This window comes from Flavobacterium collinsii, from assembly GCF_946903285.1.
GTDB classification, from domain to species: Bacteria; Bacteroidota; Bacteroidia; order Flavobacteriales; family Flavobacteriaceae; genus Flavobacterium; species Flavobacterium collinsii.
Window position 1 is genome coordinate 5,259,359 of record NZ_OX336425.1, and the last position, 20,685, is coordinate 5,280,043.

Annotated in this window: 9 protein-coding genes; all 9 read left to right on the forward strand. The window is 38.4% G+C overall.

Annotated features, from left to right (window positions below):
* Positions 1-106 precede the first annotated feature (106 nt).
* Complete coding sequence (locus OGZ34_RS21045; RefSeq protein ID WP_263361629.1) at positions 107-2,890, forward strand: chondroitinase family polysaccharide lyase; 2,784 nt, start codon at positions 107-109, stop codon at positions 2,888-2,890.
* Between the two features lie 39 nt (positions 2,891-2,929).
* Positions 2,930-4,912 (forward strand): heparin-sulfate lyase HepC, encoded by a 1,983-nt coding sequence (gene hepC / locus OGZ34_RS21050; protein ID WP_263361630.1) that lies wholly within the window; start codon positions 2,930-2,932, stop codon positions 4,910-4,912.
* A gap of 1,108 nt (positions 4,913-6,020) precedes the next feature.
* Positions 6,021-9,173, forward strand: a complete 3,153-nt coding sequence (locus OGZ34_RS21055; RefSeq protein WP_263361631.1) for a SusC/RagA family TonB-linked outer membrane protein — start codon at positions 6,021-6,023, stop codon at positions 9,171-9,173.
* A 17-nt stretch (positions 9,174-9,190) separates the two neighbouring features.
* Positions 9,191-11,077: a RagB/SusD family nutrient uptake outer membrane protein gene (locus OGZ34_RS21060; protein WP_173966455.1), complete on the forward strand. Its 1,887-nt coding sequence runs from the start codon at positions 9,191-9,193 to the stop codon at positions 11,075-11,077.
* Between the two features lie 216 nt (positions 11,078-11,293).
* Entirely contained in the window at positions 11,294-12,259 is a 966-nt protein-coding gene (locus tag OGZ34_RS21065; RefSeq protein ID WP_263361632.1) for an ROK family protein, read from the forward strand.
* Positions 12,246-13,490 carry an MFS transporter gene (locus OGZ34_RS21070; RefSeq protein WP_263361633.1) on the forward strand — a complete coding sequence of 415 codons (1,245 nt, stop codon included), beginning with the start codon at positions 12,246-12,248 and terminating at the stop codon, positions 13,488-13,490. Before OGZ34_RS21065 ends, OGZ34_RS21070 begins: the two co-directional genes overlap by 14 nt.
* A gap of 172 nt (positions 13,491-13,662) precedes the next feature.
* A complete protein-coding gene (locus OGZ34_RS21075) occupies positions 13,663-15,042 on the forward strand; it encodes a sulfatase family protein (RefSeq protein WP_246253235.1) in 1,380 nt (459 codons plus the stop codon).
* Between the two features lie 36 nt (positions 15,043-15,078).
* Positions 15,079-17,748, forward strand: a complete 2,670-nt coding sequence (locus OGZ34_RS21080) for a DUF4962 domain-containing protein (protein WP_263361634.1) — start codon at positions 15,079-15,081, stop codon at positions 17,746-17,748.
* Positions 17,748-20,435: a DUF4962 domain-containing protein gene (locus tag OGZ34_RS21085; protein ID WP_263361635.1), complete on the forward strand. Its 2,688-nt coding sequence runs from the start codon at positions 17,748-17,750 to the stop codon at positions 20,433-20,435. Before OGZ34_RS21080 ends, OGZ34_RS21085 begins: the two co-directional genes overlap by 1 nt.
* Positions 20,436-20,685: the final 250 nt, after the last annotated feature.

Genomic DNA, 20,685 nt, shown 5'->3' on the forward strand with positions numbered 1-20,685 from the left:
CACTACAAGCCCGCAAAACCTCCGATTCTAACCGTCGGAAGTTTTGCGGGTTAGTTGCTAAGAATACAATAAATTACTAACCACTAATCTATTAATAACCAATCTTATGCACAAAAAAGTACTTTTATCCATCGGGCTAATCGCCTTATTTTTTAACTTCTCGTACGCCCAGCTGAATGTTGTAAACGAGATCGCCGTCAAATATCGAAACTGGCTCACAGGGGAGAATCTCGATTACTCTAAAACAGAGGTCAACGAAAGATACAGCCGTTTTCTAAGCAATGGCATAGCCGCCAAAAACCTCTCGGCATATAACTTTGCTAATCCTGGCCCGGCATGGAATTTTACGATTAGTGCCGATCAGACAGCCTATCAGGTTTTGGTGGAACAAAAGCTAATCCGCTTAGTCTTTTTGTATCAGTTAAAAGGGTCGGCCAGCAGTCCTAATCCTGATTACCACAGCACTGCATTACGAGATTCAATTTTGGCACTTTTCAATTATATGAAAGCAAAAGGCATCAGCAGCACTACTGATTTTGCTTATCTCTCTATTCCCGCCACCGAAGAAGTCATTACCAGCGGTCACGGGATATGTTTGCGCTCCTCAGGATATGCAACTTCCGTTTTTTTGATGAAAGACGAATTGGTCGCTGCCGGAGAATTTACACATCATTTGGGGGCACTTAAAACCTTAACCGCTTTTATTTCCCCGGACTATCCGAATTTCAATTTTACTAATCCCGGTTTCAATTCTGACGTTATCCGTTCTTCCATTCAGCAACGATTTTGTTATGTACTCGCTCAGGACGATGCTTCAGGCACAAAAGTGACCGACATGGATTTCCTGAAACGATTTATCGATAACGCACTCAAAATAAGCAACGGCTGGAACGATTGTATTAAACCTGATTTTATTACTTATCATCACCGAGGTGCTTACTCGAACTCTTACGGAGTAGAAGCGCTGCAGCAATCTTCGATTATGAATATGATGCTGAAAAATACTTCTTATGAATTAAATAGCGAAGCACAAAGCAATCTCAAAAATGCCATTTTAACCTACAGTAAATTCAGTAAAGGTTTTGAAATTCCTTTAGGTCTAGCCGGAAGATTTCCTACCAACACTGACGCACTAAACGATTTGAGACCTGCCCTGGCTTTTTTATATGTAGCCGATCCTGTGGCAAATCTGGAAGCGGGAAGAGAATTTGTCAGACTCTGGGGACTCTCTGCAACTGCCAACACAGCATTACTGAGACAAAACGCCTTATCGATAACACTGGTTCACACGCCTGGCAGTTTAATGGATTTACTACAAACTTTAAATGCGGGAATTAGTCCGCTTCCTGAAATAACTCAAGGGCAATTTAATTTTCCTTTTGCCGGTTTGAGCGTTCACAAATACAACGGTTATCAGGCAAGCATCAAAGGAACAAGTAAGCACATCTGGCATTTCGAAGACTCGGCCACAGAGAACGTTTTTGGAAGATATACCTCCGCAGGCGCTATGGATTTACTGACCACCGGAGTTCCAGTGACCCGAATCTCAAACGGTTATTCCGAAAATGGCTGGGATTGGTCACATCTTCCGGGAACAACGGTTGCTTATCTTCCATTAAACATCCTTGAAACGGGTAATATGAGAGAGATGAACGGAAAATCATTTCTGGCAGTAGGCTCTTTAGATCATAATGGTGTTTTTGGTATGGATTACAAAGATTATAATTCGGCTACCGGAATGACGGCTTTGAAGTCTAACTTTTTCTTTAAAAATATGATTCTCTGTCTGGGTTCTAATATTAGGGATACCAACGGAACCTACCCTATTCATACTACTCTGTTTCAAACAGCACTTGCCAATACAGCAACAGCAACTTATGTAAACGGTACGGCCACTACAGGCAATACTTATACACTTACCCAAACAGGAGCTTTTTGGGCGACAGATGCCGTGGGCAATGGGTATGTTGTTCCGGGCAATTCAAGTAATACCGATGCGATCACCATTAACCGATTGGAGCAAAACTCCCGCAACAACAGCAATACCGCTAATACTTCCGGTAATTTTACCACAGCCTTTATCAATCATGGTGCTGCGCCGGTTTCGGCTAAATTTCAATACGCGGTTGTACTACAGGGCGGACAAACCGCTACACAACAACTCGCTGCTAATTTTGCTTCCTACTTTAAAATTTACCATCAAAACAGTCAGGCACATATTGTGCAATACCTCCCGGACGGCATATTTGGTTATGTTATTTTTACTCCGAATATTGTATTTACTTATGATGCAGTAGTAAGTGTAAACAAACCGGCTACTGTGATGACTCAAAAAACAGACAATGGGAACAAATTAAAAGTTAGCCTTACCAATCCAAACTTAGGGCTTTTGGCTTCCAATGAAACCTACACCTGGAGCCAGATTAGCAGCCAGAACTCCATTTTAAACAGAGTAGCACAAACAGATCCTGTAAAATTAACTCTTGCCGGCCAGTGGGAATTGGCCACACCAGCTTCAAATATAACCACCACTATCAATGGTGCTAATACAGAAGTTACTTTTGCTACCATTAACGGACTTACAATTCAAACCGAACTCGTGAAATCATCCACATTGGGCATCCATGATCCGGCGGGGCAAGCTTCTAGAGATTTAACCGTAATTGTTGCTCCCAACCCTTCCCAATCCGATTTTAAAATCAATGTTATAACTGAGCCCGGACAGACTATTTTTGTAAATGTGTTCGACACTTTAGGAAAACGTGTCAACACCCTAAAATCAAACTATGGACAAACTATTGTCGTAGGCAGTGACTGGAGTCCCGGAATATACTTTGCCGAAATACGTCAGGGTAAACAAAAGAAAACTGTTAAATTAATAAAACGATAAGCGCTCAACTAAATTTAAAAAAACAATAACTACATACTAATGAAAAACCTAAAAAAAACGATAACTATATTGCTGCTATTTACCACCGCTTATTTTACCCATGCACAGGAAAAACAGTTGACTAAAGAAAGTTTTGATGTTGTCAACCTTCACTATCCCGGTTTGGAGAATGTAAATCAGCTTTTTAATTCCGGTAAATATGATGAAGCTGCCAGAGCATTGCTCAATTATTACCGCGAGCGAAGAAACATTAAAAACCCTGATTTTAATGTGGGCGATGAAACCCGATTTAGAGGAAAAGATATCGGAAAAGCCAATCAGTTAAAAGCCGATAATGCTTTATTGCATCAATTCCAACCTCACAAAGGCTATGGCTATTTTGATTACGGAACAGATATTAACTGGGATTACTGGCCGGTAAAAGACAATGAAGTGCGCTGGCAGCTGCATCGTGTAACCTGGTGGCAGCCCATGGGAATGGCATACAGAAGCAGTGGAGATGAGAAATATGCCAAAGAATGGGTCTTTCAATTTCGCGATTGGGAGAAAAAAAACCCTTTAGGGCGTTCGAAAGAAAATGATCGATTTGCCTGGCGTCCGTTAGAAGTCTCAGAGCGCATACAGAGCCTTCCGGGAACCTTCAATTTATTTGTAGTTTCTCCAAATTTTACACCGGCCTTCTTAATGGAATTCCTAAACAGCTTCTCCAAACAAACTGCCTATATTCCTAAAAATTACAGTAAAGAAGGCAACCACTTGTTATTTGAAGCACAGCGTATACTAAGTGCAGGAGCTTTTTTTCCTGAACTCAAACTTGCAGAAGAATGGCGCAAAAGTGGTATCGAAATATTAAATCGCGAAATAAAATTACAGGTACTTCCTGACGGTGTACAATGGGAACTTTCACCCATTTATCATGTTGCCTGTATCGAGATCTTTTTAAAAGCTTACAACTCGGCTAAAATGGCGGGTGTCGCAAAAGAATTTCCTGAAACCTACAGCAAAACTATCGAGAAAATGATTGTCGCAACGGCCAATATCTCCTTTCCGGATTACAGTACGCCTATGTTTGGTGATTCGTGGACTTTTGATAAAAATGGCAGAATAAAACAATTTCTAAGCTGGTCAAAGATTTTTCCGGAAAACGCATTCTTCAAGTATTTGGGAACAGCTGGTGCCGAAGGACAGTTACCTAATTATAAATCTCATGCCTTATCAGATGGAGGTTTTTATACTTTTAGAAACGGATGGAATGATAAATCAACGGTCATGATTGTTAAGGCGGGCCCTCCGGCCGAATTCCACGCACAACCGGACAACGGTACATTTGAACTATGGGTAAACGGGCGCAATTTTACTCCAGATACAGGCTGCTACATTTATAGTGGTGATGCTGAGGTAACCAAAATGAGAAACTGGTATCGTCAAACCAAAGTACACAGCACATTGACTCTTGACAATCAGAATATGGTTATTACCAAAGCCAAAGAAAACAAATGGAGTACTGCTAAAAATTTAGACCAATTGACGTATACCAATCCAAGTTATACTGACTTAAACCACCAGCGTACGGTTCTTTTTATAGATGAGAAATACTTTTTAATTCTTGACAAAGCAATTGGAAAAGCTACCGGAAACTTAGGTGTTCATTTTCAATTAAAAGAAGACAGCAAACCCGTTTTCAATAAAACAAACAATAGCGTTACGACCACTTACGAGGATGGTAACAATCTTTTGATACAATCTCTGAATACCGATAAAGTAACATTAAATGAAGAAGATGGCAAAGTTTCTTATCAGTATGCTAAAGAAATCACACGCCCCGCTTTTGTTTTCGAAAAGCCGAAAACCAATGCTGCAACACAAAGTTTTATTACGGTAGTTTATCCGTATGATGGAAATAAAGCGCCGGAGATTAGTATAAAGATGAATAAAGCTAATGATTTCGAAAAAGGAATCCTTGATGTGAGTTTACAAATTAATGGCAAAAAAAGTGAAGTAAAAGCAAATCTGAATGACTAAGGAAATGTAATTTTTCTTGAGAATAGTATACTTTGTAAAGGCGTCTAAATTTAGACGCCTTTTTTTGTGATCACCGGATAATTCCTTTCGAATACCTTTATTTATGGAATCTTCCTTATTATTTCATCCAATATAATGTACCACCCCGATGGGGTTCTAATGTGGTGGATACCGTTTTTTCTACAAATATGAAGTCCCTATAGGGCTTTATGTTTATTTTTTATGCAACGGATTAAAATCCGTTGCATAATATTATTCGTTCCTTCGGAACTACCGAAAAAGAGCCTTTGGCTCGGTCAATTTTGTAGGGATGGATTTTAATCCATCCCTACAAAAATTTCGTCCCCGACATTTGAATTCCGCAGGAATGACCCATATAAAAAAACAATCCGCGCGTTTCTTTTCGGTATTATTGTAAATATATTGTTCCATCTATCGTAAAAAAATAAAAACCCACAACACTTTTATCAGTTTTATCTGAAAAAGAAAAAACAAATTACTTTCCTTTCCTCCTATATTCTGTAAAAATTACATCGTTTTCGTTGACCACCTATGACATTTAATTTAACTTTTTCCCAACACAAATTATTTCAGAACAGCTCAATAAAAACAGCACCCTCCTACCGAAAACAGAATCTCAAAAATGCCACAAAACCTTGATTATATAAGGTTTTTAAAGATTTTTAAAAGCCCAATTAATCAAAATCAATAGCAATTTGGACATTTTCAAAACTGTCCTCTATAGTCGATTTATATATTTGTTTTTATTAAATCAAAAAAAACATGACCAATTCCAAAAAAATGAACCAGCAGCTACAAAATCTATTTTTAATTGTCAGGCGGAAAATTCCTCTGCGAATTTCACCAGTTAATAAATTGTTATAATTTTCGCTCATTAAAACAAAAAAGCGATTGGTTAAACAATAGTCTCAAACGGCAGTCGATCTCAAACTTATTACAACAGTAATTCGGAATTTGGGTCAAGCAATAATTAAGAAGATAAATGATTCAGAAGAGTAACTTCTAATTATGCAGCAAGACCAGATATCAACTTATATAACATCAATTTAGGAAGTAAGGTTACCCTTATTCCAGTTTAAAAAAAATTATGAAAAGGACACTATTTTTATTTTTGCTGCTTACCACCTGCAAAGTGATGTATGGGCAGGATATTATTACCGTAAAAGGTGTGGTAACCGATGCTCAGAATATGCCTCTGCCAGGAGCAACTGTTTCTGAAAAAGGAACCAAAAATGCCACTGTTACTGCTATGGACGGTGATTATCAAATTAAGGTAAAATCAAATGCTGTTTTAGTATTTTCGTTCATAGGAACTAAATCTAAAGAAGAAGCTGTTAAAAGCAGAACACTTATCAATACTAAATTACTCGATGACGCCAATAATCTGGATGAGGTAGTCGTAGTAGGTTACGGAACCAAAACACGAAAAAATCTTACTGGCGCAATATCCTCAGTAAAAGGAACCGAAATAGCAAAAATTCCGGTACAAGATGTTGCACAAGCAATGCAAGGTCGTATTGCCGGATTGCAGATCACGATGCCAGACGGAACTCCCGGGGCACAACCTACCTTACGAATTAGAGGAGGTACTTCGATCACGCAGAGCAATGAACCCCTATATGTAGTGGATGGAGTTGCACAAACTGGCGGTCTTGCCTTTTTAGACCCAATGGATATCGAATCTATCGATGTATTAAAGGATGCCTCCTCTACTTCAATTTATGGTGCACAAGGTGCCAATGGAGTAATTTTAGTAACTACGAAAAAATCTCCGGGCGGGAAACTAAAATTAAGCTATGATACCTATGCAGGAATAAAAACTATTGCAAAAACATTACCGGTATTGAATCCGTACCAATACACACAACTTGTTTATGAAAGCGCCACAGACGATACCAGAATGCAAAAATATCTAAGCACTTTTGGTACCTATGAGGAAATGGAAGGGCTTTACAAAAACAGACCAGGTATTAACTGGCAGGATGAAGTTTTTGGAAATACTGTTGTCAATCAATATCATAAAATAGGGATTAGCGGTGGTGAAAATGATACCAAATACAATGCTTTTTACTCCGTGAACAACGATCAGGGTATAATGTTAGGCAGTGAATCGGTAAAAAACATTGCAAAATTGCAGGTAACACAAGCCATAAGCAAAAGATTTACAGTTAATGCTATTGTCAATTATTCCAATCAAAAAATTACAGGATTGTCTACAGGTGATGGCGGAAATGCCCGATTAAGTATGCTGCAAACGCTATTACAGTATCGCCCTACGATTGGAAAAAATGGTACGGATGATGACCTTAAATATTTGCTGGTAGATCCGTTAGACAATCAAGCTTCGCCAGCCTTACAAAGTCCGCTTATTACGATTGAGAGCCAAAAAAGAGAAGCAGTAAACCGTTCTCTAAACATGAACTTGCAACTGTCCTATTACCTTACCCCTAAACTCGTTTACAGTGGATTAATCAGTTATACAGACAACAGCAATAAGAGCAAGTATTTTAATGGTGCCGATGGAATTCAGGCCATTAGATCCGGCGGGGCAAATGGAGGTATTACACATAATCTTTCAACTCGTTTAAATTACAACAACGTATTAACTTACAATAATACATTCAGTAAAAAACATAAACTTAGTGTTACTGCCGGCCAGGAGTATATTTATAATTATTCAGAAGGAATTACAGCGGCAGCATCAGCATTTCCTGATGTAAATTTAGGATGGGACAAATTACAGCTGGGAACAATTGCAGCAATCCCAACTTCATTTGCTGAAGACGATAAACTATTATCCTTTTTCGGGAAAACCGATTACTCCTTCAAAAGCAGATACTTACTATCTGCCAGTATTCGTGCAGATGGTTCTTCTAAATTCGGAACTGAAAATCAATGGGGAGTTTTCCCTTCGGTTTCTGCCGCCTGGAGAGTTATTGAAGAAGATTTCATGAAAAACATTCCTGCATTTTCTGATTTAAAATTCCGTTTAAGTTATGGAGAAGCCGGAAATAACAGAATTGCAAATTATGCCGCTTTAGGTATTTTCAATTCAGGATCATATCCTTTAAATAATCAGGTAAATATCACCGCTTTTCAAAGTAATCTTCCAAATCCGTATTTGAAATGGGAATCTACTAAATCGACCAATATAGGTTTGGATTTAGGATTCTTTAAGCAACGTATTTCTCTTACTACAGAGTTGTATGAAAATCGCTCTAAAGATTTACTTTACAACACCCGGGTTCCTGCAAGTTCCGGATTTAAAAAACAATTCCAGAACATTGGCGCAACTTCAAACCGTGGTATAGAGTTTACCCTGAATACTATTAATGTTAAAAGCAACAATTTTAGCTGGAATACAACTTTTAATATTGCCTTTAACAAAACAAAAGTGCTCAGTTTAAGTGAAGGTGAAACCTCACTGATTACAAATAGTTATACCGATAAAAATGACTATATCCTAAAAGTGGGGCAGCCTGTTGGAGTAATGTATGGGTATATAAACGATGGTTTGTATCAGGTAAATGATTTTGATTACAACGCAACGGCCGGCACTTATGCTTTAAAAGCCGGTGTTGTAAGTGATAATCTTGCCGTACAGCCTGGTTTCATTAAATTTAAAGACATCAGCGGTCCAAATGGCACACCAGACGGTGTTATCAATGATCTTGACAGAACTGCCATAGGAGATGCGAATCCAAAATATACAGGAGGTTTAAACAATACTTTCAGCTACAAAGGGATTGACTTAAGTGTCTTTTTAGATTTTACAGTGGGCAACGATATTTATAATGCCAATGTACTTAACAATTCCAGACTTAATTTAGACAATCTAAATACACTTGCTATCTACGCCGACAGATGGACGACTATTAATGCTGCCGGACAACGTGTAACTGATCCTAATGAATTGGCTGCTTTAAATGTTGGTAAAACAAACCCTGCTTTTAACGGTAATACTACAGGCCGTTTGTACAGCAGTATTATTGAGGACGGTTCCTTTTTAAGAATCAACAATGTAAGTTTAGGTTATACACTGCCTAAAGCATGGTTGAAAAAATCGCACATCTCAAACCTGAGAATTTATTTTACCGCTTATAATTTATATGTATTTACCAAATATTCAGGATATGACCCGGAAGTGAGTGTACTCAATAATGCTATAACCAGAGGAGTAGACTTTAGTGCTTATCCAAGAAGCAAATCCTTTATTACCGGTTTAAATATATCATTATAATTTAAAGATTAGAAAAAATGAAAAACAAAATATTTTCCTCTGGAGCAATTATAGCAGCGAGTGTATCTTTTCTTTTACTGCCGCTTAATTCGTGTGAAAAAGAATTAGAGGTAACGCCTTATTCTTATTTTACAACAGCTAATTTCTTTAAAACTTCAAACGAAGCCAATATGGCGGTACTGGGAGTTTATGAAGCGATGTCGTCTTTTGACAGCTATGGCTGGAATATCCCTATACTTTTTGATACTGACACAGACATTCAGCAAATCAACGGTTTAAGTGCCGATGATTGGCGTATGATACCGCATTATCAAGGTATTTCGCAGACAAACGTTTTTTATGCAGTTTGGAGTAAATTGTATGAAGGTATCGACAGAGCCAATGTTGCCATTGAAAGAATCCCTAAAATGACTTTGTACACTGAAGGAACACAAAACCAGAAAGATGAATTAAACAAATTTATTGGCGAAGCTAAATTTTTGCGCGGCTTTTACTATTCAGAGTTAGTTCGTTTATGGGGCGATGTTCCCTTTAAAACAAAAAGCTCACAAGCTGGTGATGATTTAAAAGGTGCTCTGGTAGACCGAAAAGAAATCTACACTCAGATTATCAAGGACATGCAGGAAGCTGCCCTTTTATTGCCGGAGCAAATCCCTACAGACGAACGTGTCAACAAATGGGCTGCCAAAGCCATGCTGGCCAGAGTTGCCATGTTTGCCGGCGGATACTCCTTAGGTGCTGACGGAACTATGAGTCGACCTGCCAACTATAAAGACTATTATAAACTGGCACAACAACAAATCAATGAAGTATTAGCACAAAATCAGTATAAGTTAAATCCGTCTTATGCAAAGGTATTTAAAAACCAGTGTCAGCATATTTTAGAACCTACTGAAAACATTTTTCAAGTTGCCTTTTACAATCCTGCGGGATATAGAGAAAACTCCTCTAACATTGGTAATTTTAATGGTGTAACAACTGCAAATGGATTTTACTCTCCAACCAATTCAAGATGTGTTGTTCCAAAACCCTTTTATAATGGATTTAATGCCGCTGACCAAAGAAGAGATTTCTCGATTGCCATGTATACCCTTAATGCACTTGGAAATAAAGTCCCACTTTTAACAACAAGACAAGACGAAAGCTGGACAGTTGGAAAATGGAGCCGTGAATTTCAAACCAATTCAGTTCAGGAAAAAGCATACAGCCACATTAACCATGTTATTATGCGCTACTCTGATTTGCTACTAATGTGCGCCGAAGTGGAAAACGAGCTAAATGATGGGCCAAATGCTATTGCCTACGATGCTATTAATCAGGTCCGAAGAAGAGGTTTTGGTGCCGATATTCAAGGAAGCCGTATTGCTATTGACTTAAAAACAAAAGGTAGCGGATATAGCTCTGCTCCAAATGTACTAATCCAAATTACAGGCGGTGGCGGTTCTGATGCTTCTGCGGCTGTTGTAACACTGGCAAGCGGAGCAATCGGTACGATTGCAATGCTGCGTACCGGAGACGGCTATACTTCTGTGCCGAATGTAACCATTACAACTGTCGACGGAAAAGGTTCCGGTGCAACGGCTACAGCCCGAATTTTACCAAAACCAACAACTGATGAGATAAACTTACCAAAAGGTCTTGATAAAAATAGTTTTCTCAAAGCTGTACAGCAGGAAAGAGCCTGGGAACTTTCTTTTGAAGGAATGAGAAGAGCCGATCTGATTAGATGGGGAATTTTAGGAGATAAAATAACAGAGACCGCTAATGCGGTGAAACTTATTCGCTCCAATTATTTCTATCCTTCCGTAGGAAACTTTGTAACAGGAAAACATGAACTCTATCCTTATCCACAAAATGAAACCGATGTAAATAAAAATATTACACGACAAAACCCTAAATATTAAACCGTTAAATATTTACAATTCATTACACGAGAAGGAATTCATATTCCCTTCGTAAAAAAACTTTTTAAAACATTAATGCAGGACCTCGTTCTGCATTAATTGTTTCGTCTGAATTGAAAACCTCATTTTTGATTTCATGTTACTTAAAACGTTGCGTGCAAATTTATCCTTAGATGTTAAAACAAACGCTTTAAGAGGATAATTAAAATTACAATTATGATAAACTTATATAATGCCGAACTGCCATCATCTTATGCAGTTGGAATCGATGTTGGCGGTACTTCACTTAAATGCGGTCTTGTCGATGAAAAAGGAAAAATTTTGCACTCCTTTTTAGTTCCCATACAAAATGCCGGAACACAGGAAGAAATTATACAGCTAATTGCAGACGCAATCAGGCAATGCACCTTGCAAGTAAAAAAACCAATTACTGGTGTAGGCATTGGTTTTCCGGGTCTTGTCGAAAATGGTGTAATCATTGGCGGTGCAGATAATTTACCCGGTTTCCAAAAACTACCATTGGCCAATATTTTAAAAGAACTAACCGGTCATCCTATCGTTATAGATAACGACGCCAACTTAATGGGACTTGGGGAACTAACCTATGGTGCCGCAAAAGATTGTACCGATGCTGTTTTCCTAACCGTAGGTACAGGTATAGGCGGAGCGATTATGATCAATAAAAAACTTTACGGCGGCTTCAACAATCGCGGAGGTGAACTTGGACATATCATAATACAGCAAAATGGTCTGGCCTGCAATTGCGGCGGACGTGGCTGTCTGGAAGCTTATGCATCTGTTAGTGCTTTAATTGAAGATTATACATCTAAAAATAAACTTTCTTTCAAAGAAATTGATGGCCGATATATTATCGAAAAATATCATATTGGAGAAGAACATGCCGTTTGTGCCATGGAACGTCACTTTGATTATTTAGCTGCAGGCATCGTTAGTTTTATAAACATCTGCAGTCCGCAAAAAGTAATTATAGGCGGAGGAATCAGTGAAGCGGGCACCTTTTATATCGATGAATTAAGACAACGAGTAAAATCCTTATCAATTCCGGCTGCCTCGGTTCACACACAGATTGTTTCGGCCGAATTAGGAAATAACGCAGGTATGTTGGGCTGCAGTGCAAATGTTTTTCAGAAACTTAAAATACAGCATTATGAAACGAAATAATTTTCTGGTGGTAATGATTCTCATAATTTGGTTCGTAATCTCTTTTGTAACCAACATTTTAGGTCCATTAATGCCTATAATTATCCAAACGTACAAACTGAGCCTGACAATGGCTGCTTTTTTACCATTCTCGTTCTTTTTGGCTTACGGAATTATGTCGATTCCGGCCGGAATACTAATAGAAAAAATGGGAGAAAAAAAGGCAATGCTGCTTGCTTTTTCTTTAAATCTGGCAGGTTCACTGGCCTTTGCTATACATCCTCTTTATAGCACTGCATTAAGCTCTTTATTTGTAATTGGATTAGGCATGGCTATGTTGCAGGTTATTATTAACCCGCTAATGCGCACGGCAGGTGGCGAAGAGAACTTTGCTTTTTACTCCGTTATGGCACAGCTAACATTTGGATTAGCTTCTTTTATCAGTCCGTTTGTCTTTACCTCTCTCTTGCATCAAAACAGTGCTTTTCTGACTTTTATTTCTGACAATCTTGTTCAAAATGATCTCAACTGGACGATCTTATACTGGTTGTTTACTTTGATTTTTATCATAATTCTTTTGGTAATCGCACCGCTGAAAATACCAATTGTAAAACGCAATGATGATGAAAAAACCGGAACTTTTCAAGTATATATAGATTTACTAAAGAAACGAGAAATCTGGCTTTTCTTTTTAGGAATTATCGCTTATGTAGGTACCGAGCAATCATTGGCTAACTGGATGTCTGAATTTTTAAGAAGCTATCATGGGGTTGATCCTGCTACCGGAGGTGCAAGTGCTGTTGCTTGGTTTTGGGGAGCCATGACTTTTGGTTGTTTGCTTGGACTTGCTGTTTTAAAACTATGGGATTCTAAAATAGTTTTAAAAACAGCCAGTATTTTCTCCATGATAGTCTTAATTGCCGCATTGTATGGCAATACAAAACTGGCCGTTGCCGCATTTATCACTTTAGGTTTTACCATTTCAGTTATGTTTTCAATTGTATTTTCGCTGGCACTAAATTCTACCCATAAGCATCATGGTTCATTTTCCGGAATTCTGTGTTCCGGTATTTTTGGCGGTGCACTGGTGCCTCTTATTATTGGTACTCTTGGTGATTGTATCGGACTGCGTTATGCCATGTCTTTTCTTTTTGTCACGCTGGGTTATATTTTATTTCTAGCGTACCGTGCAAAACCTATCATTACTAATAAAACGACCCAACTGAAAAATATTTTCAAAAGCGGAATATAAAACTAAAGTGCAAAGTCATTGTAAAATGCCTTGTATCCCTTGATTTTAATTAAAATTAATATCATTTTGTACAAAATCAAAACGATCATAAACCAAGGATACCTAAATTCGTTTTATCCTTCCGTGGATTTTAAATCATACAAAAAACAGCTATTAAATAAACCAGAGCATTATGATATTTAAAAAAACAATAGTACTGTTATCTATGGCAGCCTGGGTCACTGCTTCATCTGTGAGCAGGGCTCAAACCAGCGATCGTCCTAATATTTTAATTATAATGACCGATCAGCAAACTGCCGATGCGATGAGTATTGCAGGAAACAAAGATCTCCATACCCCAGCAATGGACAAACTCGCTCAAAACGGAGTCCGTTTCACCAAAGCCTATTGCGCTCAGCCTTTATGTTCCCCTTCGCGCACGGCCATCATGAGCGGGAAAATGCCTTTTGAAACCGGCTTTGTGGGCAACGCTCCTGAAAAAGACGGTCAATGGCCGGACGATTTACTAATGATGGGAAAAATTTTCCAAAACGGAGGATACAAAACCGGTTATGTAGGCAAATGGCACCTTCCGGTTCCCACTGCCAAAAAAAGCCAGCATGGTTTTGAATATATCGAAAACACCAATTTTCAGGATTACAACGATGCGGCGACACCTTCCTTTTGTGCCCGCTTCATTAAAGAAAACAAAAACACTCCTTTTCTTTTAGTTGCTTCTTTTTTAAATCCGCATGACATTTGCGAATGGGCCAGAGACGAAGATTTAAAAATGGATGTATTAGAAAAAGCACCTCCGCCAGCTCAGTGTCCGCCTTTACCCGCCAACTGGAAAATCCCAGACTATGAACCTAAAATTGTCCGCGAGCAGCAAAAAGTCAGTTTTAGAACCTATCCTACTGTAAACTGGAGTGCAGATCAATGGCGTCAGTACCGTTGGGCCTACAATCGTTTAGTTGAAAAAGTAGACGGTTACATTGAAATGGTACTCGCCTCTTTGAAAAAATACAACATCGAAAAAAACACGATTATCATTTTTACGGCAGATCATGGCGACGGATATGCCGGCCACAGTTGGAATCAGAAACAAATACTTTACGAAGAATCTGCTAAAATACCTTTTATCATTTCGAAAATAGGCGAATGGAAACCCCGTACCGATGATCTTCTGGTTTGTAACGGTATCGACATTATCCCAACCATTTGCGGCTTCACCGGAGTACCAAAACCAGCCTATTTAAAAGGAATTGACATCAGTAAAAAAATAGTCAATCCAACCCAAATCCTACGGGATACTCTGGTTATCGAAACCGATTTTGCCGATAACGAAGAGCTCTTAAATATTAGCGGACGCGCTGTAATTTCTAAAGATTTTAAGTATATCGTTTACAATAAAGGCGATTTAAAAGAACAACTATTCAATCTAACCAATGATCCAGGAGAAATTACAAACCTAGCCGTTAATTCAGCTTATAAAAAACAGCTGAATGAAATGCGTCGTTATTTAAAACAATGGTGTAAAGAAAACGGAGATACTTTTCAATCTGGGTTGTAAACCAAAAACAAGATTATGTTGCATAAAAAAACATTTATGTTATTACTTTTTGTAATCACATTTCAAATATATGGTCAACAGCCAGCGACCATTAAATTAACAGCCGAAACACTGCATGGCCGATTTAGAGAATGGCCTTATCCTGCGAATGGAGTAACTATCAATACAAATGCACCTGCTTTGCTTTGGCCGGGAACAAATGGCGAGAAAAAAATTATGCTGCAAGGAGATATTGGAGACGATTTTACGATCGATCCAAAAATTCACCATGTGGTTTATAAAGTAATGCTGGCTTCTGATCCTGATTTTAAACAAAACTTAATCAGTAGCGAAGAGCAGGAATGGGCAATGTATCCACTTCATCAGCCTTTAAAATCTGGTAAATGGTATTGGAAATATGCTTATCGCGAAAAAAGCGCACAAAACTGGGTTTGGTCACCTGCATACAACTTTGTTGTTAGTCCAGCAGCTGTAAACAATCCCGTTTCACCATCAGCTGCTACGGTTTTACAGCGTGTAAACGGACAGCATCCGAGGCTTTGGAATATGAATAAAATAGGTAACGATTTTTACTTAAAAAACCTATCTAATCCTGAAGCTAAAAAATTTATAGCCTTTGCTGAAAAATTAATGCTGGAGCCGCTTCCCGAAGAAAAACCAAGACGTTACATCGATACAACTGGCAAATCTGAACTTCAGAAAAAAATCAATATTGAGGCCATGTATCACGGCTTTGGAGATATGGTGGGTAATCCTGTACGTAACCTTTGTATTGCGTATCAGTTAACCAAAGACAAAAGATTCATTTTGGATGCTAAACGCAGAGCCTTCAATATTGCCAACATGAATCCCGACGGTTTAGCAACCCGTGATGATTTTACAGGAGGAGCAATACTAGAAGCTGTTGCATGGTTTTATGATGCTGGTTTTGAATTTCTAAGCTCTGACGAAAAAACATTTTTAAAATCTGTTATCAAACTACGCGGCGAGCGAATTTATCGTCATCTTCCAAATCGCTTCGAAATCAACATAAACGACAATCACATTTGGCAGATTACATTACGAAATCTGGCAATAGGCGCCGTAGCAACCGTTGACGAAGTGCCCGAAGCCAATAAATGGCTGACTTATATTTATGAAGTCTGGTCTGCCCGATACCCTATTTTAAGTAATAATGACGGCGGATGGCATGAAGGCAGTGGCTATTTTAAAGTAAACTTTAGATCGTTTATTTATTTATCTCAATTATTAGGCGATTTGAGCGGTGTAGATTATTTTCAACTTCCCTGGATGCAAAACCTTCCCTATTTTCTGCTATACACACATCCATCTGCTGCATCATGTATGGCTATGGGCGACATGTGGGAAAAAGAACCTAATATTTCTAAAATAGACGCTTCGTTTGCTGATGCTCTTACGTATAGAATAAACAACCCTTTTCTTAATACTTATGTCGCGGCAATTAAAAAAGATTATCCTAACTACTTTACAGGAACAGATGATTTATTGCTTTATCGATTAATAAACTATAAATCAGAACGAAATCTCCCTGAATCGTCATTTAATGAACTTCCGAAATCACGTTGGTTTAAAGACGTAGGCATCGCTGCTATGCATGAAAATTTATCTGATACTTCTAAAAATTTAAGCAGTTATTTCTTTAGCTGTCCAATAGGTTCTTCTGGTCACGGTCATGCTTCACAGAATGCATTTACTATTAACTATAAAGGCAAAACAATTTTTGGAAGCACCGGCTATTACAGTAATTTTAGTGATCGTCACAACCTACTAGACTATCGCACTTCAAGAGCCTATTCAACTATTTTGGCAGATAGTCTGGGACAAAAAATTGGCGAAGACGGCTATGGCTGGACTCCTCGTTTTATCACAGGAAAACACATTCAATATGTGTTGGGTGACGCTACAAAAGCTTACGGTCCTATCACTAATGAATTTTGGCTGGATCGTTTTCAAAAAATTAATGTCGTACCAAATGAAGCAAATGGATACGGACAACGAAATATTACACTTTATCGCAGACATTATTTGCAATTAGAAGAAGGTTATGTTGTGATTTACGACGAACTGGAAGCTGAAAACCCGGTAAAATGGACTACCCAATTCCAGGTGCCTTATTACACAATCGAATCAAAAGAAACAGCCAACAGTAGACAGCAGAGTTTTACAGTAAAAACAGATGTAGGTTTAGTCAATACAAGTGTTTTTGCCCATAATGAACTTAAAATGCAGGTGCATGATAAATTTGCCGAAGCTGCCGTAAACTGGAACAAAGTCACTGGATCAGATGGAAAAATTTTCGAATATAAAAATCAGTGGCATGCCGGAATAACTTCTGTATCCAGTAAAAAAATGCGCTTTCTGACCATCATACAAATCGATGGTAAGTCTAGAGATGTTATAAAATCTGCTGTATTCGAGAATGGAAACATTCAGCTGAATTTTGGCAATTGGCAACTGTCTGCACAATTAAATAGTGATGAAGCCCCGATGCTGGACATTAAAAATGAAAAATTAAATTCGGCTTTTAATTATGGTACTTCTTCCATTAAATTAGGAAAGAAAACGTATGAGCATCAAACCAGCGGAAGCTCAATGCTAGTTGAGATAACCAATACTAAACCAACACGACAAGAAGTAATCGACGAGTTACCGGATGTTGCAAAATATGATTTAAAAAATAAGTAATGATTACTATGATAAAAAAAATAAGTTTTTCAATCTTACTGATTCTAAGTAGCAAATTATTTGCGCAACAACCTGCCGAAATTAAGCTCACTGCCGAAAAATTACATTCAAGAGTACGTGAATGGCCTTATCCTGTAAACGGAATTACGGTACCCACCAATGCTCCGGCCCTGCTCTGGCCAGGAACCAATGGAAAAAAAATGGTAACACCAATGGAAAGTGGAAGTGATATTCCCGAAGATCCAAATATTGGTAACGTCCGCTACAAAGTGATGCTGGCAAGCGATAAAAACTTCACTAAAAACCAGTTCACCAGTGCCGAACAACGTTGGGCGGTTTATCCGTTGCATCAGACTCTAAAAGCCGGAAAATGGTATTGGAAATACGGTTATGCCTTAAAAGGGAGCAATGAATGGAGCTGGTCTCCTGCTTACGATTTTGTGATCGATCCCAAATATGCTGCACAAAAAGTATCTCCTCCCATTAACGAAGTCCTTAAAAGAAACGAAGGAGCTCACCCTCTTTTATGGGATATGAACCGCATTGGCGAGACTTTTTACCGCAACAATCTGGACAATCCCGAAGCTAAAAAATTTATTGCTTTCGCAGAAAAATTAATGCTGGCCCCTCTTCCAACAGAAAAACCGCAAAGAGTAATTGATACTACGGGCAAAAATCCGTTGGAAAAGAAAATTATTGTAGAAAGAATGTATCACGGATTTGGGGATGCTGTTGGAAATCCGGTTCGTAATTTATGTATCGCCTATCAGCTCACCAAAGACAAACGTTTCATTTTAGATGCCAAACGCAGAGCCTTAAACCTTGCCAACATGAACCCTGACGGCTTAGCAACAGGTGACGATTTCACAAGTGGTGCCGTACTGGAAGCCCTGGGCTGGTTTTACGATACCGGTTATGATTTTTTAACGCCGCAGGAAAAAGAAATCTTTAAAAACATTATTACGCTCAGAGCCAAAAGAGTTTACGATCATTTACCAAATCGTTTTGAGCTGCATGTGAGCGACAATCACGTTTGGCAAATCACATTACGCAACCTTGCCATAGCGACAGTAGCGGTAATAAACGATGTACCCGAAGCCAAAGAATGGCTCACCTATATGTACGAAGTCTGGTCGGCACGTTTTCCTGTATTGGGTACTACCGATGGTGGCTGGCATGAAGGAAACGGTTATTTCAGAGTGAACTTTAAATCGATTATTTACCTGTCTCAAATGTTTGGTGACTTTAGTGGTGTTGATTATTTTAAATTACCGTGGATGCAAAATCTTCCCTACTACATGCTATACACACATCCAAACGGTGCGGCAAGCACTGCTATTGGCGACATGTGGGAAAACATTCCGTACATTGTAAAAGGTGAAGCCTGGTTTGCCGATGCTTTGACTTATCGAATGAATAATCCATATCTAAACTGGTATGTTGACGAAATAAAAAGAGATTATCCGGCCTACTATCACGGCACCGATGATTTTTTATTCTTCAGGTTACTGAATTACAAACCAAATAGAGACTTACCTGCAACCTCTCCCGAAAAACTGCCTAAAACACGCAAATTTGCCGATGTGGGCGTTGTAGCCATGCACGAAGATCCGGCAAAAGCCAATAAAACTCTCAGCAGTTATTTGTTCAGCAGCCCGTTTGGTTCTTCGGGACACGGTCACGCTTCGCAAAATGCTTTTACGATTAATTATAAAGGAAAAGTGCTCTTTGGCGGAACAGGATATTACAGTAATTTCAGCGACAAACACAATCTTTTACATTACAGATCCTCCAAAGCTTATAACACGATTTTAGCCGACAGTCTGAATCAAAAAATTGGAGAAGAAGGTTACGGATGGATTCCGAGAGCTATCTCAGGACAACACATCCAGTACGCTCTAGGAGATGCCAGCAATGCTTATGGCGACATTAAAAGTGATTTCTGGCTCAACAGGTTTAAACAAATTAATGTAGTACCCGGAAAAGCAAATGGTTACGGAGAATCCGGTGTAACCCTATACCGCAGACATATGCTACAGCTAGAAGGCGGCTATATTGTTTTGTATGACGAATTGGAAGCCAAAAATCCTGTAAAATGGACCACTCAGTTTCATTGTCCGTACTATACCATTGAAGGACAAAATTCAGCGAATGCCAAACAGCAAAATTTCACGGTGCAAACCGATTTAGGAAATGTAAACGCCAGTATTTTTGCAAACAGTCCACTAAAAATGACGGTACACAATAAATTTTACGAAGCGGCTGTCAACTGGAATAAAGTAACCAATGACGAAGGTGAAATCAAAGACTTTAAAAACCAATGGCATGCGGGAATCACTTCTGAAGCCAAACAAAAATTCAGATACCTGACCATTATACAAGTAAAAGACGGCAAAACTGAAGTCATTAAAACAGGATCAGACAACAACGGTTTATCCCATTTTCAGGTTGGGGACTGGGACATTCTGGTACAATTAGACGGCGAAAAAACAGCTGCCTTACAAGTTATCGGAAAAACTGTGAAATCATTATTTAGCTACGGAAGTTTACCCATTAAATTTGAAGGTAAAACATTTTCACCTAAAATTGAAGGAAGTTCTCTATTGCTGGAAATGAAAGGTACTAAAGTGGACAAACAGGAAGCTGTTGATGAATTACCGGATGTAGCCAAATACGACAAGAATTAAAAACAGAAAGGATGTTTGCTTTTTCTTTAAATTTAGGGTTAAATTACCAATAAACAATTAAACACAAAGGGCCATGCGAAAAAATGCTATTTTCTAAAAACACTCTGATTTCGAGTTTAAAAATCTATGTTTCTATGTGTTTATTTTTTTTCATGCAGATTCAACAGATTTAGCAGATTATTTTGATTCCTTTAGCCAATGACTTTTATTTCAAACCAAAGATTTAAATGAAAGAAAATAAACACAAACA